The sequence below is a fragment of the Nostoc sp. CmiVER01 genome (assembly GCF_034531135.2).
Lineage (GTDB): Bacteria > Cyanobacteriota > Cyanobacteriia > Cyanobacteriales > Nostocaceae > Nostoc.
In genome coordinates this window covers 40,419-60,587 of record NZ_JAVRBU020000028.1, presented here as the reverse complement: position 1 = coordinate 60,587, position 20,169 = coordinate 40,419, and the positions used below count along the sequence as shown (strand labels likewise).

The 20,169-nt window shown below is 41.4% G+C and carries 18 protein-coding genes; 14 read left to right on the top strand and 4 right to left on the bottom strand.

Features of this window, described 5'->3' with window-relative positions; all coding sequences use genetic code 11:
* Positions 1-117: 117 nt before the first annotated feature.
* Positions 118-345 carry a hypothetical protein gene (locus RMZ43_RS33125; protein ID WP_322655816.1) on the bottom strand — a complete coding sequence of 76 codons (228 nt, stop codon included), beginning with the start codon at positions 343-345 and terminating at the stop codon, positions 118-120.
* 226 nt (positions 346-571) lie between these two features.
* Here RMZ43_RS33125 and RMZ43_RS33120 point away from each other — a divergent pair, with 226 nt between their 5' ends.
* The 6 genes from RMZ43_RS33120 to RMZ43_RS33095 all read left to right on the top strand — a co-directional run bounded on the left by RMZ43_RS33120 (position 572) and on the right by RMZ43_RS33095 (position 7,319).
* Positions 572-772: a hypothetical protein gene (locus RMZ43_RS33120; protein WP_322655815.1), complete on the top strand. Its 201-nt coding sequence runs from the start codon at positions 572-574 to the stop codon at positions 770-772.
* The gene (locus RMZ43_RS33115) at positions 765-1,217 is read left to right on the top strand and encodes a hypothetical protein (protein WP_322655814.1); all 453 of its coding nucleotides are present in this window, start codon (positions 765-767) and stop codon (positions 1,215-1,217) included. The genes RMZ43_RS33120 and RMZ43_RS33115 overlap by 8 nt, the downstream gene beginning before the upstream one ends.
* Before the next feature lie 471 nt (positions 1,218-1,688).
* Positions 1,689-1,907, top strand: coding sequence for a hypothetical protein (locus RMZ43_RS33110; RefSeq protein WP_428850962.1), 219 nt, complete (start codon positions 1,689-1,691; stop codon positions 1,905-1,907).
* 607 nt (positions 1,908-2,514) lie between these two features.
* Positions 2,515-2,916 carry a hypothetical protein gene (locus tag RMZ43_RS33105; RefSeq protein ID WP_322655812.1) on the top strand — a complete coding sequence of 134 codons (402 nt, stop codon included), beginning with the start codon at positions 2,515-2,517 and terminating at the stop codon, positions 2,914-2,916.
* 968 nt (positions 2,917-3,884) lie between these two features.
* Positions 3,885-6,425, top strand: coding sequence for a beta strand repeat-containing protein (locus RMZ43_RS33100; RefSeq protein WP_322655850.1), 2,541 nt, complete (start codon positions 3,885-3,887; stop codon positions 6,423-6,425).
* A 552-nt stretch (positions 6,426-6,977) separates the two neighbouring features.
* Positions 6,978-7,319 (top strand): BON domain-containing protein, encoded by a 342-nt coding sequence (locus RMZ43_RS33095; protein ID WP_322655849.1) that lies wholly within the window; start codon positions 6,978-6,980, stop codon positions 7,317-7,319.
* A gap of 318 nt (positions 7,320-7,637) precedes the next feature.
* On the opposite strand, the gene RMZ43_RS33090 is transcribed toward RMZ43_RS33095, so the two are convergent.
* Both RMZ43_RS33090 and RMZ43_RS33085 read right to left on the bottom strand, forming a co-directional pair.
* Positions 7,638-10,226: a DUF3987 domain-containing protein gene (locus RMZ43_RS33090; protein ID WP_322655848.1), complete on the bottom strand. Its 2,589-nt coding sequence runs from the start codon at positions 10,224-10,226 to the stop codon at positions 7,638-7,640.
* Positions 10,227-10,569: 343 nt separating this feature from the next.
* Entirely contained in the window at positions 10,570-10,824 is a 255-nt protein-coding gene (locus tag RMZ43_RS33085; RefSeq protein WP_292788834.1) for a helix-turn-helix domain-containing protein, read from the bottom strand.
* A gap of 109 nt (positions 10,825-10,933) precedes the next feature.
* Between RMZ43_RS33085 and RMZ43_RS33080 the strand changes: the two genes are divergently transcribed.
* From RMZ43_RS33080 to RMZ43_RS33045, 8 genes are all read left to right on the top strand, one after another.
* Positions 10,934-11,347 (top strand): hypothetical protein, encoded by a 414-nt coding sequence (locus tag RMZ43_RS33080; RefSeq protein ID WP_322655847.1) that lies wholly within the window; start codon positions 10,934-10,936, stop codon positions 11,345-11,347.
* 2 nt (positions 11,348-11,349) lie between these two features.
* Positions 11,350-12,057 carry a hypothetical protein gene (locus tag RMZ43_RS33075; protein ID WP_428850961.1) on the top strand — a complete coding sequence of 236 codons (708 nt, stop codon included), beginning with the start codon at positions 11,350-11,352 and terminating at the stop codon, positions 12,055-12,057.
* A gap of 183 nt (positions 12,058-12,240) precedes the next feature.
* Positions 12,241-12,921 carry a hypothetical protein gene (locus tag RMZ43_RS33070; RefSeq protein ID WP_322655845.1) on the top strand — a complete coding sequence of 227 codons (681 nt, stop codon included), beginning with the start codon at positions 12,241-12,243 and terminating at the stop codon, positions 12,919-12,921.
* Positions 12,922-12,989: 68 nt separating this feature from the next.
* The gene (locus RMZ43_RS33065; RefSeq protein WP_322655844.1) at positions 12,990-13,568 is read left to right on the top strand and encodes a hypothetical protein; all 579 of its coding nucleotides are present in this window, start codon (positions 12,990-12,992) and stop codon (positions 13,566-13,568) included.
* A gap of 228 nt (positions 13,569-13,796) precedes the next feature.
* Positions 13,797-15,230 carry a hypothetical protein gene (locus RMZ43_RS33060; protein ID WP_322651698.1) on the top strand — a complete coding sequence of 478 codons (1,434 nt, stop codon included), beginning with the start codon at positions 13,797-13,799 and terminating at the stop codon, positions 15,228-15,230.
* Positions 15,231-15,347: 117 nt separating this feature from the next.
* A complete protein-coding gene (locus RMZ43_RS33055; protein ID WP_322651697.1) occupies positions 15,348-16,631 on the top strand; it encodes a hypothetical protein in 1,284 nt (427 codons plus the stop codon).
* A 90-nt stretch (positions 16,632-16,721) separates the two neighbouring features.
* Entirely contained in the window at positions 16,722-18,494 is a 1,773-nt protein-coding gene (locus RMZ43_RS33050) for a tetratricopeptide repeat protein (RefSeq protein WP_322651696.1), read from the top strand.
* A 192-nt stretch (positions 18,495-18,686) separates the two neighbouring features.
* Entirely contained in the window at positions 18,687-19,085 is a 399-nt protein-coding gene (locus RMZ43_RS33045) for a hypothetical protein (protein ID WP_322651695.1), read from the top strand.
* 56 nt (positions 19,086-19,141) lie between these two features.
* Here RMZ43_RS33045 and RMZ43_RS33040 read toward each other — a convergent pair whose 3' ends face one another.
* Entirely contained in the window at positions 19,142-19,972 is an 831-nt protein-coding gene (locus RMZ43_RS33040) for a hypothetical protein (protein WP_322651694.1), read from the bottom strand.
* Positions 19,973-20,169: the final 197 nt, after the last annotated feature.

The window sequence follows — 20,169 nt, the reverse complement described above, 5'->3', positions numbered from 1 at the left end:
CCGTAACTATCTTTAATGGCTTGAATATCCACAACATTTACGTCACGGTCGTATGGTACAGATGCATCTCTGGATTCTAAAAGATAAGTGATTATGTCGGCTGGTGGAGAAACTATCTCAAGCTAAAGCGGTTCCTGGTGGAAGTTGTGGTGGTTCCCCTGTTTGTGTTCCTGATAATCCATTTGGATCAGGTGTTGTTTCCGTAGGTTTAAGGAGGTTCGTTTCTCTAATTCCGAAGGTGTCTTTTAAAAACCTGCTAAAAATACTGCCTCCGTTTATTGCTTGAGCTTCATCGTCAGACAACTCTACGAAGTTTTGTAAGTCAACAACTTTAATTTCAGCCATTTTAAAAATCCAGATAATTTAGTTATCAGCTTGCAAGAAAAATAGTATCTTGCAAAGGAGTAGAAACACAAGCTAACTTATAGAGTTCAAGGATAGGTTATGGAAACTAGCGTTTCCCTTAGCTATTTTGTGCTGTGAACGCGATTACTCCCCTTAGTTAAACAATTTTGACTAATCAGGTGTCAAATCGTTGTAGGCTGTGCATTACAGGGTCTACAGTCTGGCAATGAAAATCAATCGGCATGGAAAAGCTAAATTTCTGACTCAGCAAGAAATACAGCTAATTTTTAGTGATGGCTTAGACAATGACCGCGATAAGACCTTGTTTGGCGTATGCCTGTTTTGTGCGTGTAGAATCCGTGAATGCTGTACGCTACAAACTCAAGACATTTACACGCTCAAGGGCAAGGAAGTCAGAAATGATTAATACTTTAACTGTTTATCAAATTAGAAAGGCTACAAACCGTTTTGTTATTGGTACTGCGGCAATGGCTGTTGCTTGCAGTGGCATTGCTTTAACTCCAACTACGGCTAATGCCGTTATTAGTTACTATTCATGTAGTAAAGGAGGTTTTACAGGCACAATTGTAATCGATCACACTCCCTCCGGAAAATTTCTAGGCCCAGTAGTAAGAATCAACTATAAAATTGACAAGGGACGTAATCGCGGCGGCAATAAAGCAAATATTTATTACGATGACCAGGGGGCTTTAACACAAATCACTACCGGAGATACAAGCATCCAAGATAATAATCAGCATGAGTTGGGTGGCCCTTATATACCAGGTCGTCAAAGAATCCTTGCTACGTTCATTTTTGATAAAAGCTCCGCTCCTGATCCTAGTTGTTCTATCACAATTCAGGCTCCGTAGATCACAAAGTTTTTCAGAAACCTTACCAGTCATTCATTTGTGCTGGTATCGAACGCATTTAGTTTCTCTCTGCCTTAAAGCCTTCACCACTGAGGAACTTTTTATTTATCAGCAACAGAATTTTATTTGTGTCCTTGCGCTTGTTGGCATAGCTGGCAGGATTAATGACTGCAAGCCGGAGTTACAGAATTACTTGGAAGGGCAAGTCGGAACTTTACCAAGGTAATTGGGTTTTTAATTGCTTCTGCTGACCAAGCATCCTGTGTTGAAATTAGTCAAAGTAGCAACTCCAATTAGAAATTCAGTACTTTAAAAAGTGTTAGTACCAAAAAATTTGCTCATTTTTAAACTATACAGTGCGCGTTTGCCCCTAGCCGCAGCTTCCGTAACACTACCCCATTAACTTAAATATTATTTTTAGCGATCGCTTGTTTTTGATCCGACTTCACAAAATCGCTTTGCTCCCAGTGGATGGGATATGGTTTAGATGTGCATACTAAAGACTACCATCGTCATTTAAAAGATGATACTGATAGGATAATTTTTGAAACAGCAAATGAAAAGATTTTAGAACGTCAGAGAATAAAAGAAAATAAACCTTCTTATGAAGAGTTAGAAGAAAAAATTCAACTCCTTGAAAAGGAGAATATTCGCCTTAAACGATTAAGCCATGAGCTAGTTAGAATTTAAACAACTCTAAAACTCATCAATAACCGCATTGGAATTTTATTTTCACCATTCCCAGGTCTGGGAATGGGCATATTTCCGACAAAACAAGAATGAAAATCAATAAAGGGTAGAGCGCAAGCCCCACCACAGGATGTATCTCTCGCCGCAAACGAAAAGTACATCAGGATCTTAGCCCCCAACAAGGAGTTACTACAAGGTTTTGTGCTAAGTATTACCAGTCTCGACGACGGAGCTTTTAGTTACTTGCGATCGCTGTTTAGGGATTTAGCGATCGCTATCGTTCTGTAAAAAATTTCCAGTCGACTGGAAAAATAAGCAGTACTCTCCACAACGACAAAACCTGCCTTAAACCATTGCAGTACAAGGATTAAAGCCTTATCCTTCTTGGTTAGGTACAGTAGCTAGCACAAGACTACCATCAATTATTTATACCCCCAAAACTAAGTCCGCTCCAGTGATGAAGGGCAAAGGGACAGAGGGGCGATCTCACTTGAGTGCCAAAAAACTTTGGTGATTGTTTCTACTTTTCCGAAAAAGAGGAATCGTAATGTGATTAACATTATAGAAAACTGTTAAACGACAGCTTACACTGCACTTGGAGAAACTAATGAGACACTTTACCCTATTTACTTTTCTGTATCTAGGGGCAGGAGTTTGCCTAACGGCGATCGCACTTGGGCATCTTGACATCACTCCAAACCTTAAAACAACCCTGCTAGTTAATGCTGGATGGTTATACCTTGTCTCTGTCCTAAGTACCTTTCAATTTTGGCATCAAGGCGTACTACGGAGCAAAACGAGACTACGCGATAAACCTGCTTGGCAACGGAATTTTGTCATGATCGCACCTTGGCTCATCATTGCATTGACGCTTGTTACAGCCATCCCTGACCTGGTGAATCACAACTGGGCGACCTCTGCGATCGCCAGAGCATCTGTAGGGCTACTGCTCATCCTGCTAAGTTCAGAACAACTCTTTATAAGAAGCCAAATTCGGCAAGAATCCTGATTACTAGACATGCAGTACAGAGAGAGCGATCGCGGTGAGTGAGAAATCCCGACGTGAATAATCGCTTTAATTCGTCTTGGGTTAATATCTTGCCTTGTCCGTTGCCGCTAACCTTCATTGAGAAACTGGAAAATTTTTCTTTCTCCCTATTTCTAAAATCCCCTTGAAAACTGCTTCACAACCTTAACTTGTGACCAATGAATACCATCTGATCTACCAGTTGTAAATTCCTTGATTGGAATTGTCCAAACCCGAAGTGTAGTTAGATCATACCGGAGCAAAGCAATTTACTTTACTTTAAATCAAGAGTGAAGGCTCATGAACAACCAACCAAATCAAAAAAGTTACACATCACAAGAAACGCTATGTCCGATCTGCGATTCACAGAATTTTACTTGGGGTCGTACTGTTGGAGAATCAGCAAATCTCTGGGTATATTTTCGTGCTGATCAGGCTGGATGGGGAGGAGGTGAAAAGCTACGGGCACGTAAATGCCTTAATTGTAATAATGTTCAGTTATTTACATAGGATTAACTGGTGAGTAGCTACCAGTATCCATTAGTGAACAAATACTTGGCATTACTTACCAATCAAATGACTGATGATGCTGTAGAGATTGAAGATACTTTACTATAACCCATTTGTGAAATCGAAAAACGCTCCTCCTCAAAGCTGAAAACTACTCATCACCTTCGATTAACTCTTGTGGATCATCGTCCGATAACTACCACCAGTGCTTGTCCAACGCGAGATTCCTAATGAGGAGCGATGAATTCCTTGACATAACGACAAATTATTTGTCACCGATCTAAATCCTTCTGCATCACTTATCCAAGCGATTTCTACGTTTGGAATGTTTTGTAAAAAATGGTATGTTTTGTCTAAACCCTTAATTTATCTTTTCCCGAGTTGATATATTAACTACGCAGTCAATAACTATTTAATAACTACATGTGGGAGAGGTGATTATGGCTAATTCATTATTCAATTTCCTTAACCTCTCTGATTTAAATGGCACTAATGGCTTTATAATTAACGGCATTGCAGAAATTGACGAATTAGGCAACTCAGTCAGCAATGCAGGGGACATCAACAATGATGGCATTGACGACCTGATTATTGGGGCATCGCAGGCCTCCCCCAACGGCAACTTTGCTGCTGGGCAAAGCTATGTAGTATTTGGGGGGAGGAATCTGGGCAGTAGCGGCAGTCTCAACCCCTCTGATTTGAATGGCACTAATGGCTTTATAATTAACGGCATTGCAGAATCTAACTTCTTAGGCAACTCAGTCAGCAATGCAGGGGACATCAACAATGATGGCATTGACGACCTGATTATTGGGGCAAATAATGCCTCCCCCAACGGCAACTTTGCTGCTCGACCTGGGCAAAGCTATGTAGTATTTGGGGGGAGGAATCTGGGCAGTAGCGGCAGCCTCAACCCCTCTGATTTGAATGGCACTAATGGCTTTTTAATTAACGGCATTGCAGCAGGTGACAATTTAGGCAACTCAGTCAGCAATGCAGGGGACATCAACGCTGATGGCATTGACGACCTGATTATTGGCGCAAGTGGTGCCTCCCCCAACGGCAACTTTGGTGCTGGGCAAAGCTATGTAGTATTTGGGGGGGCAAATCTTGGCAGTAGCGGCAGCCTCAACCTTTTTGATTTGAATGGCACTAATGGCTTTTTAATTAACGGCATTGCAGCAAGAGACTTCTCAGGCTACTCAGTCAGCAATGCAGGGGACATCAACAATGATGGCATTGACGACCTGATTATTGGGGCAAATAATGCCTCCCCCAACGGCATCACCGAAGCTGGGCAAAGCTATGTAGTGTTTGGGGGGAAGAACATCGGTAGTGATGGCAGCCTCAACCTCTCTGATTTGAATGGCACTAATGGCTTTTTAATTAACGGCATTGCAGAAATTGACAATTCAGGCATCTCAGTCAGCAATGCAGGGGACATCAACGCTGATGGCATTGACGACCTGATTATTGGGGCACTATATGCCTCCCCCAACGGCAACTCTCTTGCTGGGCAAAGCTATGTAATATTTGGGGGGAAGAACATCGGCAGTGGCGGCAGTCTCAACCTCTCTGATTTGAATGGCACTAATGGCCTTTTAATTAACGGCATTGCAGCAGGTGACAATTCAGGCTACTCAGTCAGCAATGCAGGGGACATCAACGCTGATGGCATTGACGACCTGATTATTGCGGCATCAGGGACTGGGCAAAGCTATGTAATATTTGGGGGGAAGAACATCGGCAGTGGCGGCAGCCTCAACCTCTCTGATTTGAATGGCACTAATGGCCTTTTAATTAACGGCATTGGATCTACAAACATCTCAGTCAGCAATGCAGGGGACATCAACGCTGATGGCATTGACGACGTGATTATTGGCGCACCTCTTGCCTCCCGCAACGACATCTCTGGTGCTGGGCAAAGCTATGTAATATTTGGAGGGAAGAACATCGGCAGTGGCGACACCCCTGGTAAGCTAACTGGAACTCCTGGTGCAGATACTTTCTTTGGCAGACCTAGCAACAACATTGATGGGTTAAATGCTAACGATACCCTAACAGGCAACGGTGGTCAAGATAAGTTTGTTTTTCACTCTAGCGATCGCAATGACATTATCACCGATTTTGCTGGCGTAGGTCAGGGCTACAACCCATCATCGGCTGTGATTGCCAATGTTGATACACTGCAATTTATAGGTAATGGCTTAACTGCCCAAAATCTGCAACTCACTCAAAAAGGCAACAACTTAGAAGTTACCTTTGAAAATGTTGCATCCACCAAAGTAACTCTGCAAAACTTCCTCTTAGAAAACCTGGATAACCTGCCAGTAATTTCTTCAAAACCTGCACTCGGCAATATTTTGTTTGATGGGCAAACTAGCATTACTGATAGCTTTGATGTTATTGATGCTAATTCCACTCAAACTAGCATTTTCAACAGAAACACTGTCACTTTCCTTAATGATTTAAATAATAACATCACAGGTTTTGATAACTCCAATGATGTGATTAATGGTCAAGGGGGTAACGACAAAATTAATGGCTTGAGTGGCAATGACTTGCTACGAGGTGACGCTGGCAATGATATTCTCATCGGCGGTGCTGGCAATGATACTCTTGTCGGTGGTGCGGGTGCTGACAATTTCCTTTACAATACCAATGCTCACTTTGCCTCGGATGCTGTTGGTGTAGATACCATACGGGACTTTAACAGTTCCCAAGGTGACAAGATTATCTTAGATAAAACTACCTTTAATGCAATCGCTTCTGCTGCGGGAACAGGTTTTAGTAACGCCAGTGATTTTAAAATCACAACTTCCGCCGCCACAAGCACGGCGAAAATTGTCTACGATTCTGTGAGTGGACAGTTGTTCTACAATCAAAATGGCAGCGCGGCAGGTTTTGGCTGTGGTGGTTTATTTGCAACTCTAACTGGTGCCCCAACTCTTGCAGCATCAGATTTTATCTTGCAAGCCTAACACTAGAGAAATAATGGCAGATTCAACTTTTAACCTCTTGGATCTCAACGGCACTAATGCAGAGCTATTTAATTCCATTCCCAGGATGGGAATGGGCATATTTCCGACAAAACAAGACTTGGCTTAAACCATTGTTATACAAGGATTAAAGCCGAATAGCATTAAGAAAAGCTTTAAGCGATGCTCTGTAATCATTACAGGCATTTATACCCTTAAGCAGTCAAGGAGTAGTTGCGATCGCTATTTTTTGTAAGTGTTGTGAATGGAGGCAGTAACTGTGCGGGTTGCTCAAAAAACCTGATCGCCCCGGTCGAAGTGAACCACGGGTTCGCAAACGTCGCCCAAAAGCCAGCCTTTAATGACGAAACCTCGGCATAAATTACGAAAGCAATTTAAAACTGCTTAACCACAAGTGTTTCAGCTTTTCTTAGTGCTATTCGCTCATAAAAACTCACAAACCTGTGATATAACCTCAGCCTTGGTAGTAATGTTGGGATGATTAGTTGTGTTTGGTAAAATTCTCTGTGTAAATCAAAAGGGGAATATTTAATTATGGGTTGGTTACAAAGACTTTTTGGTATGGAAAAACCGGATGATGCTCAAGTCAATCCGGAATCAATTGCTGCTGATGACTCAGGGGAAGACATTGCACTAGAGCGAGTGGGATTAAATGGAGAATATGACCAAAGTGGTTTAGCAAAACGAGTTGCGCTTGCTTTTGACGAAGACTCGCAGTTTGATGATATTGATTCGCTATACGTCGCTCAAACAGGCAGCACAGTTGTGTTAAAAGGGCAAGTCCCCAATCAAGAAATTTTAGATCAAATGGTGGAGATCGCAAGTGGGGTTAGCGGTGCTACCGATGTCAACACAGACCAAGTTACAGCCGGCTAAAATATTTTGTAACCTCATTCCCAGTTTTAAGACTGGGAACGTATTCCGAGAGGGCTGCTGGCTCTGGTTAAGAAAGAAAAGGCGGAGCCTCTCAGAATCTGTTCCTAGTCTGGAGGCGAGAAATTTAACAAGCCTTATTAAGAAGCAGCGTTCATAGTCGATAAAATCCCACTACTGGGATTTTAAGTATTACTTTGTATCGATAGCAAAACCTACCTTAAACCATTGCTATACAAGGATTAAAGCCTTATTCTTCTTGCGTTGGTAAAGGAACTAACACAATCCCCTCTTCAGTTATTTCAACTCCTGGTGTACGCGCTACCCCATCACAAAGACTTCGCGGAAATCGACATCTTTGTTGCCCTCCTCGGTCATGAGGGTAATAAATCCATTCTTCAAGTTGAAGCTAACCATCTCCCCAATAAACTTGATAACGCCACTGAGCGATCGCACTTCTACCTGGCACCCAATAAACCCTTCAACATCTCCGCCGTCTTGTTCAAACTGCAACAGTGAATAGGAGTTGTCGCTCTCAGCTTCAACGCTAGGTATTGCCTCCTCCATTATTTCAGACTCATCAATCACAGCCTCTTCTCCGTGGTCTAAGTGTAAAGTGCTATTGGCACCGGTGACACTAAGCTCTTGGCAGTGATTATCACTGACATTAACTTCTTCGGCAGATAGGCAATCTAGCCCGTTTTCTTCATCTGTGGCAGTGGTGTCACTGACCCTAAAGGCATTTTCTGAACTATCTTGCTTTAATGCAATGAATTTTACACAACGTCCTACCCGTGTAAGCAGTCCATAACCCATTTCCACCAATTTATTAAATAGGTCTTGAGTGTACGCGGCCACTTCTCTACCTGCTGCTTTGGCGCGGGTCTTGATGCTGTTCAGGGGGCGGTAAATGTCCCTGGCAGAAACACCATCCTTAGATTTAGAAGCGCGATCACAAATTTGCAGCAAGATTGTACTAATTTCATCGCTGTTGCTGACTTTCTCTTGTAAGACATGAAAGGCACTGCGATAATATTGTCCAAGCCTTACAGCCCTTTCTAGCGTCTGCTTGGTAAGGACTTTGACGTTCTTGGATGGGGAATAGAATTGCTCAATCAAATGTAAATTTAGGGCAATTCTCAAAATCTGGGTAGGAAGTTTTGACATCCAGGTGCGGATAGCTGGGTGAACAGTTTCCTCAATTTGGTTGCCAAGCACGTCAACTACCTTCTTGTAATATGCTTTTGCTTCTGGACTAAGCTCTACATTGGTTTCTGGTAATTCTTCTAAAAACTGATAAAGCAAGGGCAAGCGTTCACTAAGTTGGCAGAATCCCTCTACATATCGCTGCCTTCTGGCTTTAGCAACTGCAAAAAGTATTCGAGCTTGAAGTCCATTACTATCGTCGGCATCGCTGAATATTTTACGAAAAACCCCAGGTTGGATTCCCCCGCTCAACGAAATAGCTGTTTTATCAGCAAAGTAGCTGTCCGCTACTCCTACGCGGTCAACGCAAATCCCGGCAGCATCCCAAAGCTTGAGCAGAACTTGTAAACTTTCATCATCACCTTTAGAAAATTGCCCCAAAGAATTGAATAGCCCAGCTATCTCATCTCTGGCCCAGAGTGCGCCATGCCCTTTATTTTCAGATGAGCGTTTCAGAACAGCTTGAATGGTCGCCACGTCGTACATGAGCTTTCTTAAGATTGGTGGCACTGGCATCTCTTCATCTTCTTGTTCTTTCCCCCGCGCCTTAAGCTCTTGCTCGTAAGTCTTGTACTCTTCCTGGTAGCGTTCCATCGCATCAGCTTGCATTTTTCGCAATGGTGCCACGACAAGACTATCTGCACGGGTTTTACCACCTCCGGACTCTAGGACTACAACCGACCACAGTACAGATGGGATTCTGCGAGAACCTAGAAGAAGATTAGTCTTAGTGCCACCTAGAGACGCTACAGCAGCCATTAACGGTTGCCAGATTACAACTGGATCAACATTCAAAACGTCCGCATCATGGATTAAATCACGGGCTAATGGTGCAGGTAAAATAGCCTCCCAATCAATTTGAGTGTTATCCCAGTCCATGAGGGCTTTTAGTCGCATCTCATCTTCTGGCGAAACTTCATCTAGCCTTACCCGTTCTCTAGCAACGATTTTCTCAAACAGCTTTGGATTAATCCCTGATTCAGTACAGAGTAAGTCTAATTTAAAACTCTCTTGGATATCGCTTAAATTGGAGCTGAGAATACCAGTGACAGCAGTGCCAATAGCCTTAATCTCTTTGCTCTCATAAGAATCTACTGTCACTGGTGGCACTGCCAATAAGCTAGTGTCACTGCTGCCAATAGCCTTTTCTACTGAACCAGATTTCTCTACTGGTAATAATTGTTCCTTTTTTAACTTCCAAATAATCTTATTCCAGTCATAAGAATTTTCACCGCACCGCACCCGCAGCATACCAAGCTGGGTATTTAGCTGGGAGCCGGACTCGTAAGTTATTACCACCTGGGCTATCTGTACCGCTTCTTGGAGAGTTAGCTTATTTTGTGATCGCCGTTCTAACCACTTTTCCCAAAGTTGGGAAAATTCTACAATCTGACCAGCTAATTCGCTTGGTGATGAAGATTCATCTGCCGCCAAAGTTGCGATCGGTAATTGAGTCTCGTAAATTTCTGGGCTGTTACCAGACGCGAGTATGCGGTAAATCCCTTGCCACACGGCTGCTTCTGGCGTATCTCTATCCACCAGAATAATGTGCATCCCAGGGGATAGAGTTTGGGGAACATTCAATAAGTCTCCTGTTGCAAACCGTCCAGCCAGAATTACTATCGAGCTTAAGTCGCTAGTCCAAAGACAGGGTGTATCATTTGAGTGAAATGATACACTTGTAGATGTTATATTAAATTTCAATTGTGTCGCTCCTTTCTAGCGATACTCCCGGTGGCTGGTGACACAGCATGACCGGGTTTTATATTGGTTTTACACTTGTGAAACTAAACGTACCAGAATACGGGGGTTTTTAATTAAAAAATTACCTTGCATATATACTTCGTAGCTTCAAATGCAAGCACAGCAAGGGTCGCAGTTGTCGCATAACACTTAGACTTCGCAAAAATTGACATAGAAGACACCGAAAACGGCGGCGACACAGCGCGATCGCAGGGCTGGAAGCATTGATATTTCGTTGTCGCTGTCGCTATTTTGCAACTTAGGATTCATAAAAAATTTGCATATATAGTTCATAGCTCATAGTTCATTCAAAATTTACCCCCAAGTCAATACCAAGAGCGGCTTCGATTTTTCGGATTACTTCCTCGCTTACGCTTGCATAAATTTGTTCATTCTCCAGTTGATACCAGTAAGTCCTGGAGACTCCTGATTCACGGCATATTTGGAGCAATGACCGACCATCGCCCTCTCGCGCTTTTCTGATGCGGTCGCCCAATCCTGGGAACTCCCGAACCATTTCAACTACTCGCTTCACTTGCACGAAAATTAATAGATCCATATATTTTCTCAACATCATCATATTTTATTTGTCTACGAACAGTTGCCCTATGTCTACGGATAGTGTACAGTAATTTTGGGTTGAATTGCAAATCACGTTTTCGTTGCTTATGAAGGAATCAAGTCAACCAGATTATTACAGAAATGCTTTTGAGACGATTTCAGGGACTTTGAACAATAGGAGATGGAAGCAAGTTAAAAGCGAGTTAGAACGCTCTGGATTAGTACTTAATCTTAAATCTGTGCAAAGCTATGCACTGCTGAAAACCCAATATCCGCGAACTGTTTTAACAAAAAAAGCAATCAAGATAGTTGAGGAATTTCAAGATAGTCATGACTCAACAGATGAATTTAGCGGAGAAGAATTATTGGTCATCCTCAGAAGGATAAAGCCAAAAGTAGGTGATCGGATGCTAGCTAATTTTTTCTATAAAGCGTGTTTACAGTTTGGTAAACAGAATAGATACACCTTGGCTGAGGCTTCAAAAGTTGTATTTTTTGCTGCAATCACAAGGAATAAATAGACATGAGCAAATGCTTGAAAAACAAAGTAGACTCTATCCGCCGCACTCTCAAAAATAATGCCTTAGAAGTTTCAGCAGCAGCTATTGAATCAAAAATTTTAGAGTTGTACCCCAACTACGAAACTGATTGGAGTAGTGATGTTCGCGCAGAAGTGATTAAGGCTATCACCCAAGACCACCAATCAACTGAAATAGTAAACTATGCATCCCCCGTCCAAGAACCCCTCACCCAGCACCAAGAGTCTGAAATCTTTACACAGGAGAAAACAGTAAACGCGATGCCTACGGTGGTAAACTACGCCCTACCAGAAACTAATAATAGTCATTCGCTAGCTGTAACCAATGCTGACAAACAAGCATTGGTATCTACTCAATCTCTGGCACTGGGCTTTGAACTGAGTGAACAAGAATGTTTACTAGTTGCCGATAATGTTGATGATGTTTTCAATGATTATGCAAGTTTTTTAACCGGCGTAACGACTGCCATTAAAGGCTATGTAGATCATCGATTTAATGAGGCGGAGAGCGCCTTAGATACCAATGCTGATGCTGTGCGATCGCACATAGCGGATAGGGCGGCTAGGTTAAATCAGAAAGTAGAAAATTTCTCAACTAATGTCAAAGCGGATATAGGAGGTATCCGCCAAAATATCAAAAGTTCAAAAGTCAATATCTTATCAAGATTCGCATTACCCAGTAAAACAGGGTGAAGGCTACACAATCAACTTTAATCCTTATAGAGCAGGAATAATCATTGTAGCTATTGCCAGTTTACTATTCATCCTACAAACCTACGATGACTGGAGGCTATCACAATTCCGAGTTAAGCGGATAGAGTACAGGGATTTTGTAGACCCAAATAAATATTTAGAAATACCGAAGGAGTTACCAAAATGGTGAAAAATAATTCTCAACTGAAACTGAAAAATCATGTCACACCCAAAGCACGGAGGATTAACCAAGTTCTCAAGACTAAGTTTGGTGTAAGTCTGGATGATTTTACAAATGCAATGATGGGGGACGTTACCAGCGCCCAGAGAATTGGAGAGCTAGCACGGCAAGGCAGATTATCAGTAGAATTCGCACCTAAACTAGCTGAAGCATATCATCAAATAATAAACGGCACTACTGCCCAAAATAAAGCCATTTCTGAGGTATTGGTAAATGCTGGTAAGAGTGCGATCGAGATTGATAAGGCAACAATGAACGCCACGCTTGCAAATGCTCAGTATGGTCATAAACGCAGTGAGCTAGCTGCTGAATATATAAATGCTCGTCACACCGAGAATCAGCGTCATAACTACCAGATGAATTACACCCAGATTAAGGGTTATATCGATGCTTACTTGGTAGGAGTTGATAACCAAGCTAATCTAATCGACCAATCGAACAGACCTGAAGTTAAGCAAATAACTGCCAATGAAGCTTATCAATCTAAGGTAATGAGTGAAGCGCTGAATCGTGGTGATGATGCTCGATTTGATTTGATAACTCAGAAAAAATATCAACCTAATACAGTACGCGGAGTACTGGTTGAGAAGTTCACAGCTATTAAATCAGCATTAGGATTCTAATTCAAAAACAAATATTTGAGCAACAGTGAACTGCTCAGATATTCCTCACAATCAAGTTTAGTATTCTCATGCTACCACCCAACAATGATGAACTAGATAACCAACTGGATCACGATAACAGTGTGGGGGTTAACCAAGAGACAGCGCGGTATTTACAGCATATTGAATCCAAACTGTACGCTGATATTGAGACTAGGAAACGTATAGATAGTGGCTTGCTATTTCTATCCTGCCAAGTTGGATCAGCATCGCTGGCTTGGTTGTTATTCTCGTTGCAAATATCAATCAGTATTATCCTTGCAATGTCTATGATATTGGCACTATTGCCAGGATTGATCGATTGTGGTGAAAGTTTTCACTTTGAGTTAAGTTCGGAACGTTGGTCATTGAGTCATGCCAAACCATTGGTAGCACTAGGTAAACTCGCAATCGGTGGAGTAATTGGGTGGAACTCTACACAAAAAATCGTCACAGAAGTTAAGTTTACCGAAATCCAGATCCAACAAACTTACTCAGAAATTAAATCATCACAAAATACAAATACTTTCACAATTCCATCGGGGGTACTAACACCAGTGATATTCGGATTGGGATTAATTGCGATCTGGGTGATAACAATTCCTTTAAGAAAAAAACCAAATGTATAGAGAAAGAAACTTTTTAACAGTTATAGGCGGAATTATCCTGGGAATATTTGCTGTAAATAACCTGTTTACGGATGCTGTAAACACTGCTGAAAACCTTAAGCACATTACCTCTTGGGGTAAACGGGCTGGGTTGGATATTCAAATACTCTCATTCATCCAATACGTGCTACTCCTGCTTAATGTTTACTTCCCAGTGATTATTTTTTTGGGATTCCTACTTATAATTCTATGCAAGAGATAGAAGCTTTTAATGAGCGATTCAAAACAGAGCGCAAGATTGCCACAGTTGGTATTGGTTTTTTGCTGATTGGAGGACTGAGTTTAACTTTGCCACTCTGGAATGATGCCAGCAAGTACAGTGAAACATTGTTCTGTTTCTCAGCTAATAACCAACCTTGCAAGGGTGAGCAAATTAAGCGTGGTATTTCCTGGATGATAGAACAGGAGCGCAGGAACTTAACTTTTGATGAGCATGTAAAAACATTACGTATATTACCTGCTGAATCCCCTAATGCACCTTTATATGGTTTAGCTGGTACAATCGCGCTCTTAACTGCTTATGGTGTCTCTAAGACACTTACAGGTAGCCAAGAATCAGCTATTCATAGCCAATTTTCATTGCTAAAAATTAAAGCATTTGAGAACGATTTGATAGTCGATAACCATTTAGATTTAACTAAATTCTCAAAAGAGCAGCAAAGCAGGATAACTAAAGAAGCGATCGCCCGTAATAGGACAGAGACGATAGAGGCTATGAAGTCACCCAATGAATTAGCGTTGGATGAGATTAACGGTCGGTTGCAGGGTGAACTTGCGCTTAAAAATCACGATTTAAATTTATCCGAGTTAGATAAACAAATCATAGATAATCGGCTGACCATTGCGAAAGTGACAAAGGAATTAAATAAGATTCAAAACAGCAAGCAGGACTCTAAAACTACTCAAATAACTACAGATGAGGCATTAAAAACCAGCTTGGTCGATGCGCTCAAATCTCACGAAGATGGTTGGTTATGGGCTGTTCTCAAAGCATCCAAACCCTTATGGATTATTGGAGAGCAAGGCACGGGCAAAACTAACACTTCTGTAGCCATTGGGCTAATTCGCAAATACTGCTTAGGTATCCCAGTTTTTAGAATTGCTGATCGACATCTCAATGGAGCTAACAGCAAAGTTTGGGCATTGCTAGAATCCCAATTAAAGGCTGACAACGATTCAGCAATTATTGAAGTTCTTCAAAACACCTACGAGCGCAGATTAGAGCGGATTGGGCAAAATTTAGATGATCAGCAAGCTGAACAATTCTTACTTGATGAATTCACCCATTTAAAAGATATGGATGAAGACACTGTTAAGCGCTTTATAAAATCAACCTTTTCGGATACTAGGAAGGCCAAGGAAAAATTTATTGGGGTTACTCACCTGGGAACAAATGAGGCTTTTGGAGAGGGTACAGCCGCTATGAGAAAAGCTGGCAGCATTTTAATTGAGAAATTTACAGCCGATGGTGAAAAACCATTGTCTAGGGTAGTCATCAAGCATGGTTTAGTAGATGCCAGAGGAAACAAACTAGAAGATGTTGAGCATACCCTACCACCTTGGTTTGAGGCTTTCAAAATTCACCAGCATTTCAAAGATAGACCAATAAATTTTGAGGATTAATCGATTCTCGATAGCATGGCTGTTTATTGATAATAAAATCCCCCTTAGCCACCAAATATAACAATCGGGATGTTCCCTGTTTAGCAACAACTGTCAAAATATTAATCTGGAGCAACAATGTCGAGAATTCCGCCCCAAATAGAACTAAGAGACGACTGCATTGTTATCAGAAATTTACAAATTCGCCTGTTTGAAGCGAGTGATTATCTGCATCAAGTGCCAGATTATGAGCATGAAGCTGCTTGTGTTAAAGCATTTGAAATGGGCTTTTTCTGTCTCCAAAGAACTGAAAATCTTAATGATACCCAATTTGTCAAACAACAATTTAATGCTTTATTAAATGAATTATATCAAGCTGTAAATGAAATACCAAACACTATTTCAGCACAATTGGCTAATAAAATTGGTACAAGCGAAGGTCAACTCTTAGCTCCTTTACAGGGTCAAATCAACCTTACTACAGCAGTAATGGATGCACAAATAAAAGCCGTGAGTGATTTTCTCAATCAGGAATTTAATCCCTCACAAGAAACCTCAGTGTTTGGCAGTGCTGTACAGAAAATCCAAAACTTGCTGGATGAGAACCGAACCGATTCCTTGCAGGGTGTATTTTCGGCAGCGATCACAAATATAACCGCAGAGAATAGCGTTTTGGCTAAGTCCGTTAGGGCAGTTGTTACAGAAGCAGTAAAACCATTGGCCGATGAGGTGGAGAAGCTTGCACAACAAGTTCGAGAAAAAGAACTGATTGAGTTGACGCTGGAGCAAACGATCGCAAAGGGGGCGAGTTTTGAAGAAGCTGTTGTTGCAGAATTAGAGCCGTGGGCGAAATTATACGGGGCTGAAATTACTCATATTGGAAAGGACAAGCAACCAGGTGATATTCTTCTTAAATTCAATGCCAACTCAATAGCAAGCGTGGATTTATCATTAGTAATTGAGGTTAGGAATAGGGACTCTGCAAGCTGGGGGCGTAAAAGAATTTCTGAGCAATTAACCAAGGCAATGATGAAACGAGAAGCAAATGCGGCTATTTTTTTAAGTCGTAGCCGTGAAGGTTTAGCGCAAGAAATTGGTGGTTGGGGAATAGGAACTTGTGAGCAGGGGCAGTGGGTAGCAACTACTTACGAAAGTCTCAGTCTTGCTATCCAATTCCTTATTGTCCAGCAGCAATTAGCGTCTCAGCCAACCTATAACTTACAGATAGACTGTGCTGTTATAGAAGCGCAGGTACAGCAAATAAAATTATCGCTAAATTATCTTACTCAAATAAATAGCTCGTTGACTAAGTTGCAAGAGCATTCATCAGATATTCGAGCAAAAGCTAGGGCTATGAGAACTGAAATTCGGAATGCGCTGAATTCAATTTCTGAGTCCATTAGCAGTAATCCGCAGAGATAATTTTAATTCCCAAGTGGGTGAAAATAACCAGGACACCATTTAATTTGTCAATATACAATTTATATTAATTATGAATGACGAATTAAAATCATGTGGTTAATAGCTGTTTTTATCTGTCTTGGTTGGATATTGTCTTTATGTTTGCATGAATTTGGTCATGCACTACTAGCATATTGGGGTGGCGATACTTCCGTTAAAGATAAGGGATATTTAACCTTAAACCCACTCAAATATACCGAGCCGAGTTTGAGTTTGGTGATCCCACTATTTTTTCTCCTCATTGGTAGTATTGCTCTACCTGGAGGAGCAGTTTATATTAATCAAAATCGATTACGCGATCGCAAATGGAAAAGTGCTGTTTCTGCTGCTGGCCCGATTGCGAATGTGATTTTAGCTTGCTTACTGGCCCTGCCTTTTCAATTGGGTTGGTATTCCTTGAGGCTACAAAGTCAAAATTCGGTTTTGTTTCTTTTTATTATTTCACTAGCTTATATAATTTCTCTGAATACATATATAGTTTTAATTAATTTATTACCTATTCCTGGCCTTGATGGCTATGGAATTATTGAGCCGTGGTTACCAAAACCAATTCAACAGCAATTTAACAAGTTTAGGAAATATGGAATTTTGGTGCTGATTGGTCTGTTATGGTTTGCTAGACCTTTCAATAGATTTTTATGGAATTTTACTAACGAAATTAATCAATTTTTGGGTGTTCCTCTGGACTTAGCCTTTATAGCTGGTCGGATATTTAGCCAGTCTTCACAGTATTTAGTTATAGGAATAATTTTGCTGTTATGGATATTTAGAGATAAAAACCAAGATTTACAGCGTCAAGGCGATCAGTTATTTTCTTCGCAAAAATACGAGCAGGCTATCACCTGCTACAACAAAATTGTTAAAAAGCAACCTAAAAATGCTGATGCTTGGTATTGGCGAGGCTATGCGCTTTATTTTTTAAATAAGCATGAGGAAGCGATCGCCTCCTTTGACCAAGCTATTCAAATTCAACCAGACTACGCTAAGGCTTGGTTTCGGCGTGGTTATTCGCTTTATTGCTTACAAAGATATGCAGAGGCAATTACTGCCTACGAAAAAGCACTCTTAATTAAATCTGACGATTCAGAAATTTGGTATTACCAAGGGATTGTTCTTAAAGATTTAGAAAAATACGAAGAAGCTTTAGCAGCATACGACCAAGCGATCGCCATCCAGTCAGATTTCTACCAAGCTTGGTCTAATCAAGCCGAAATTCTGGCTTTATTACAGCGTTATGATAGAGCGATCGCTGTTTATGACAAAGTGATTGCAATTAGACCAGATGACAGCAATACTTGGTGGTTACGAGGAAAAGCCTTAGGAATACAGCAAGATTATCAAGCAGCTGTAGACTCTTATGAACGAGCAATCGCTATCTATTCTGACTTTTATGGTTTTTGGCTAGATCGTGGTAATGCACTTTATTACTTACATCGGTATGAAGATGCGATCGCTTCTTATGACAAAGTTATTCAACTCAAATCAGATAATACCGACGCTTGGAATTATAAAGGTGTCGCTTTAATGGAATTACAAAGATATGAAGAAGCGTTAGTTGTCTACAACAAAGCAATTGAAATCAAGTCGGACTATCCTGATTACTGGTACAACAAAGCTTGTTGTTATGCGCTGCAAAGTAATGTAGCTTTGGCAACTAAAAATTTACAAAAATCAATAAAATGTGAACCAGATAGATTCTGGGAACTTGCTAAAACTGACCCAGACTTTGATGGAATTCGGGAGCATCCGCTTTTTAAAGGTTTAGTTGATAATGTTTTTGACGAAAGATTTAAAGCGCAGTATATTTCTAAAGAGGATAGTTAAGCTGCTGCTATATCTGAGGCTAGCGCAAGTTCATAGACACGTACAAACTATGGTTAAGAAAAAAGATTTAGAAAAAATTGGTTTGGAACCACAGCCACTTACCATAATCAAGGTGTTGACCCAAGAGCGATCGCCATCTCGTTCAAGCAGTTAGCAGAGAATCACCCAGAGGCGGATTTACGAATTGTTGGCATGGAAGTGCGAGGTGAAGATAAGTTTTTACTTCGTGCCAAAACCGCATCTACGGCTGATAAGTCTGAACTGAGTGCAGAATATTTTGACACTTATAATCAGCTTAAGGGTTTACCAGAAGGAGAAATTAAATTACTGTTAGCAGAAAAAGATAATCAGATTCGCAGATTAGAGAATATGGTAATGACGGCGCTGGAGCGTCCTAGCTTTTATTCAAACATCCAAGTAGAAGAGGTTGGTACTATGACTAGCAACCCCGGCGGATTTTCAGTTGGTGGTTCAGTAAGCGGTAATGCCAATAATGTCCAAGGTGACGGCAACTCAGTAGTTGAAGGAGATACAACAATGGCTGGCGATCGCAGAGTCTATGGTTTATTAATCGCCGACCTAATTTACTGAACATGGCTGTCAGCAGAGCGCCCTCGGCTATTTGCAAACTAACAAGCACAGAAATCTTAATAGTATCCTTGAATTTCGTACAGAGGGTCAAGTTGCCGATAATGTTCGGCAGGTTGGAAATACAGCAACCGTGCCCCGTCCGCAGCAAGTTGCTGTTGCTGGGTGTAAGCTAGATAAAACAAATTATTCTTCCAGAGATGCCAATAAGAGGGGGAACCCCCCAGCAGAGGCTCTAAAGCTTCATCTATTCGCCGATAATGTCCCTTGAGTAATTCTGCAATTTCAAATTGGGCATCAAATGGCTCCTCCTCGGTTCCTATCAACATATCTAATTCTGACAGCCTTCTGTCTTTCTCCTGTTGCTGTTCGGGAGAAGGAGGTTTCACAACTGCCTGTATTTCCTCTGGCATATCTAGTAAGAAGAACTGTGAGCGTTCACGTCTATTAATCTCTTCCTCATAAAACTGGTTTTCTTCTTCTTCTATACGGTCAACTGTACCAGAAATAAACGTCTGACCCATAGCATCTGCTTCCAGAAGGATACCATTGTGACCGTATGCGCCGAAGTGAAAAGCATTGCAATCAATTTGCATAGCTAGTTCTGATAGGCGAGGGCGAGAAGCACCCCTCGCACGACGGCATAGTAGTTCATTCGGTTGAGTTTTCACTATAGTCCATCCCGAAGCGCCAACGAACAGTGCAACAATCCATAGTTCGGGCAACAGCAGCCAGGGAGTATAGCTTAGTTCCTCATTTGATAACCGTTGAGGTGGTTGGGAAATGCGACGGCAACCTTCAAGCTCCAAGATCCGAGTTATAGCGAGTTCGATTGAATCTAAATTATTTGACTGGATACAGGTAGTGTAATTTCGGAACTCAATAAACACTTCCAACCTCCTATAGTTAAAATTATTAAAGTCTCACGCATCACTAGCTTATGCTTAATTTCAAACTTGGCTTTGTCGGTGCTGGAATAGCTAGGGAAGCGATGCGGTAGTAGTCAAAGGAGATAGTGAGCAACCTTTGATGGGAAGTAATCTTCTGTAAGGCTAGTGTTCTGTTTGGGAAACCAGACTTACAGTGC

What these genes read in the sequence shown, in the direction of transcription:
- RMZ43_RS33125 (WP_322655816.1), bottom strand. Translation starts at nt 345, where the DNA reads ATGGCTGAAATTAAAGTTGTTGACTTACAAAACTTCGTAGAGTTGTCT.
- RMZ43_RS33120 (WP_322655815.1), top strand. Translation starts at nt 572, where the DNA reads ATGAAAATCAATCGGCATGGAAAAGCTAAATTTCTGACTCAGCAAGAA.
- RMZ43_RS33115 (WP_322655814.1), top strand. Translation starts at nt 765, where the DNA reads ATGATTAATACTTTAACTGTTTATCAAATTAGAAAGGCTACAAACCGT.
- RMZ43_RS33110 (WP_428850962.1), top strand. Translation starts at nt 1,689, where the DNA reads ATGGGATATGGTTTAGATGTGCATACTAAAGACTACCATCGTCATTTA.
- RMZ43_RS33105 (WP_322655812.1), top strand. Translation starts at nt 2,515, where the DNA reads ATGAGACACTTTACCCTATTTACTTTTCTGTATCTAGGGGCAGGAGTT.
- RMZ43_RS33100 (WP_322655850.1), top strand. Translation starts at nt 3,885, where the DNA reads ATGGCTAATTCATTATTCAATTTCCTTAACCTCTCTGATTTAAATGGC.
- RMZ43_RS33095 (WP_322655849.1), top strand. Translation starts at nt 6,978, where the DNA reads ATGGGTTGGTTACAAAGACTTTTTGGTATGGAAAAACCGGATGATGCT.
- RMZ43_RS33085 (WP_292788834.1), bottom strand. Translation starts at nt 10,824, where the DNA reads ATGGATCTATTAATTTTCGTGCAAGTGAAGCGAGTAGTTGAAATGGTT.
- RMZ43_RS33080 (WP_322655847.1), top strand. Translation starts at nt 10,934, where the DNA reads ATGAAGGAATCAAGTCAACCAGATTATTACAGAAATGCTTTTGAGACG.
- RMZ43_RS33075 (WP_428850961.1), top strand. Translation starts at nt 11,350, where the DNA reads ATGAGCAAATGCTTGAAAAACAAAGTAGACTCTATCCGCCGCACTCTC.
- RMZ43_RS33070 (WP_322655845.1), top strand. Translation starts at nt 12,241, where the DNA reads ATGGTGAAAAATAATTCTCAACTGAAACTGAAAAATCATGTCACACCC.
- RMZ43_RS33065 (WP_322655844.1), top strand. Translation starts at nt 12,990, where the DNA reads ATGCTACCACCCAACAATGATGAACTAGATAACCAACTGGATCACGAT.
- RMZ43_RS33060 (WP_322651698.1), top strand. Translation starts at nt 13,797, where the DNA reads ATGCAAGAGATAGAAGCTTTTAATGAGCGATTCAAAACAGAGCGCAAG.
- RMZ43_RS33055 (WP_322651697.1), top strand. Translation starts at nt 15,348, where the DNA reads ATGTCGAGAATTCCGCCCCAAATAGAACTAAGAGACGACTGCATTGTT.
- RMZ43_RS33050 (WP_322651696.1), top strand. Translation starts at nt 16,722, where the DNA reads ATGTGGTTAATAGCTGTTTTTATCTGTCTTGGTTGGATATTGTCTTTA.
- RMZ43_RS33045 (WP_322651695.1), top strand. Translation starts at nt 18,687, where the DNA reads ATGGAAGTGCGAGGTGAAGATAAGTTTTTACTTCGTGCCAAAACCGCA.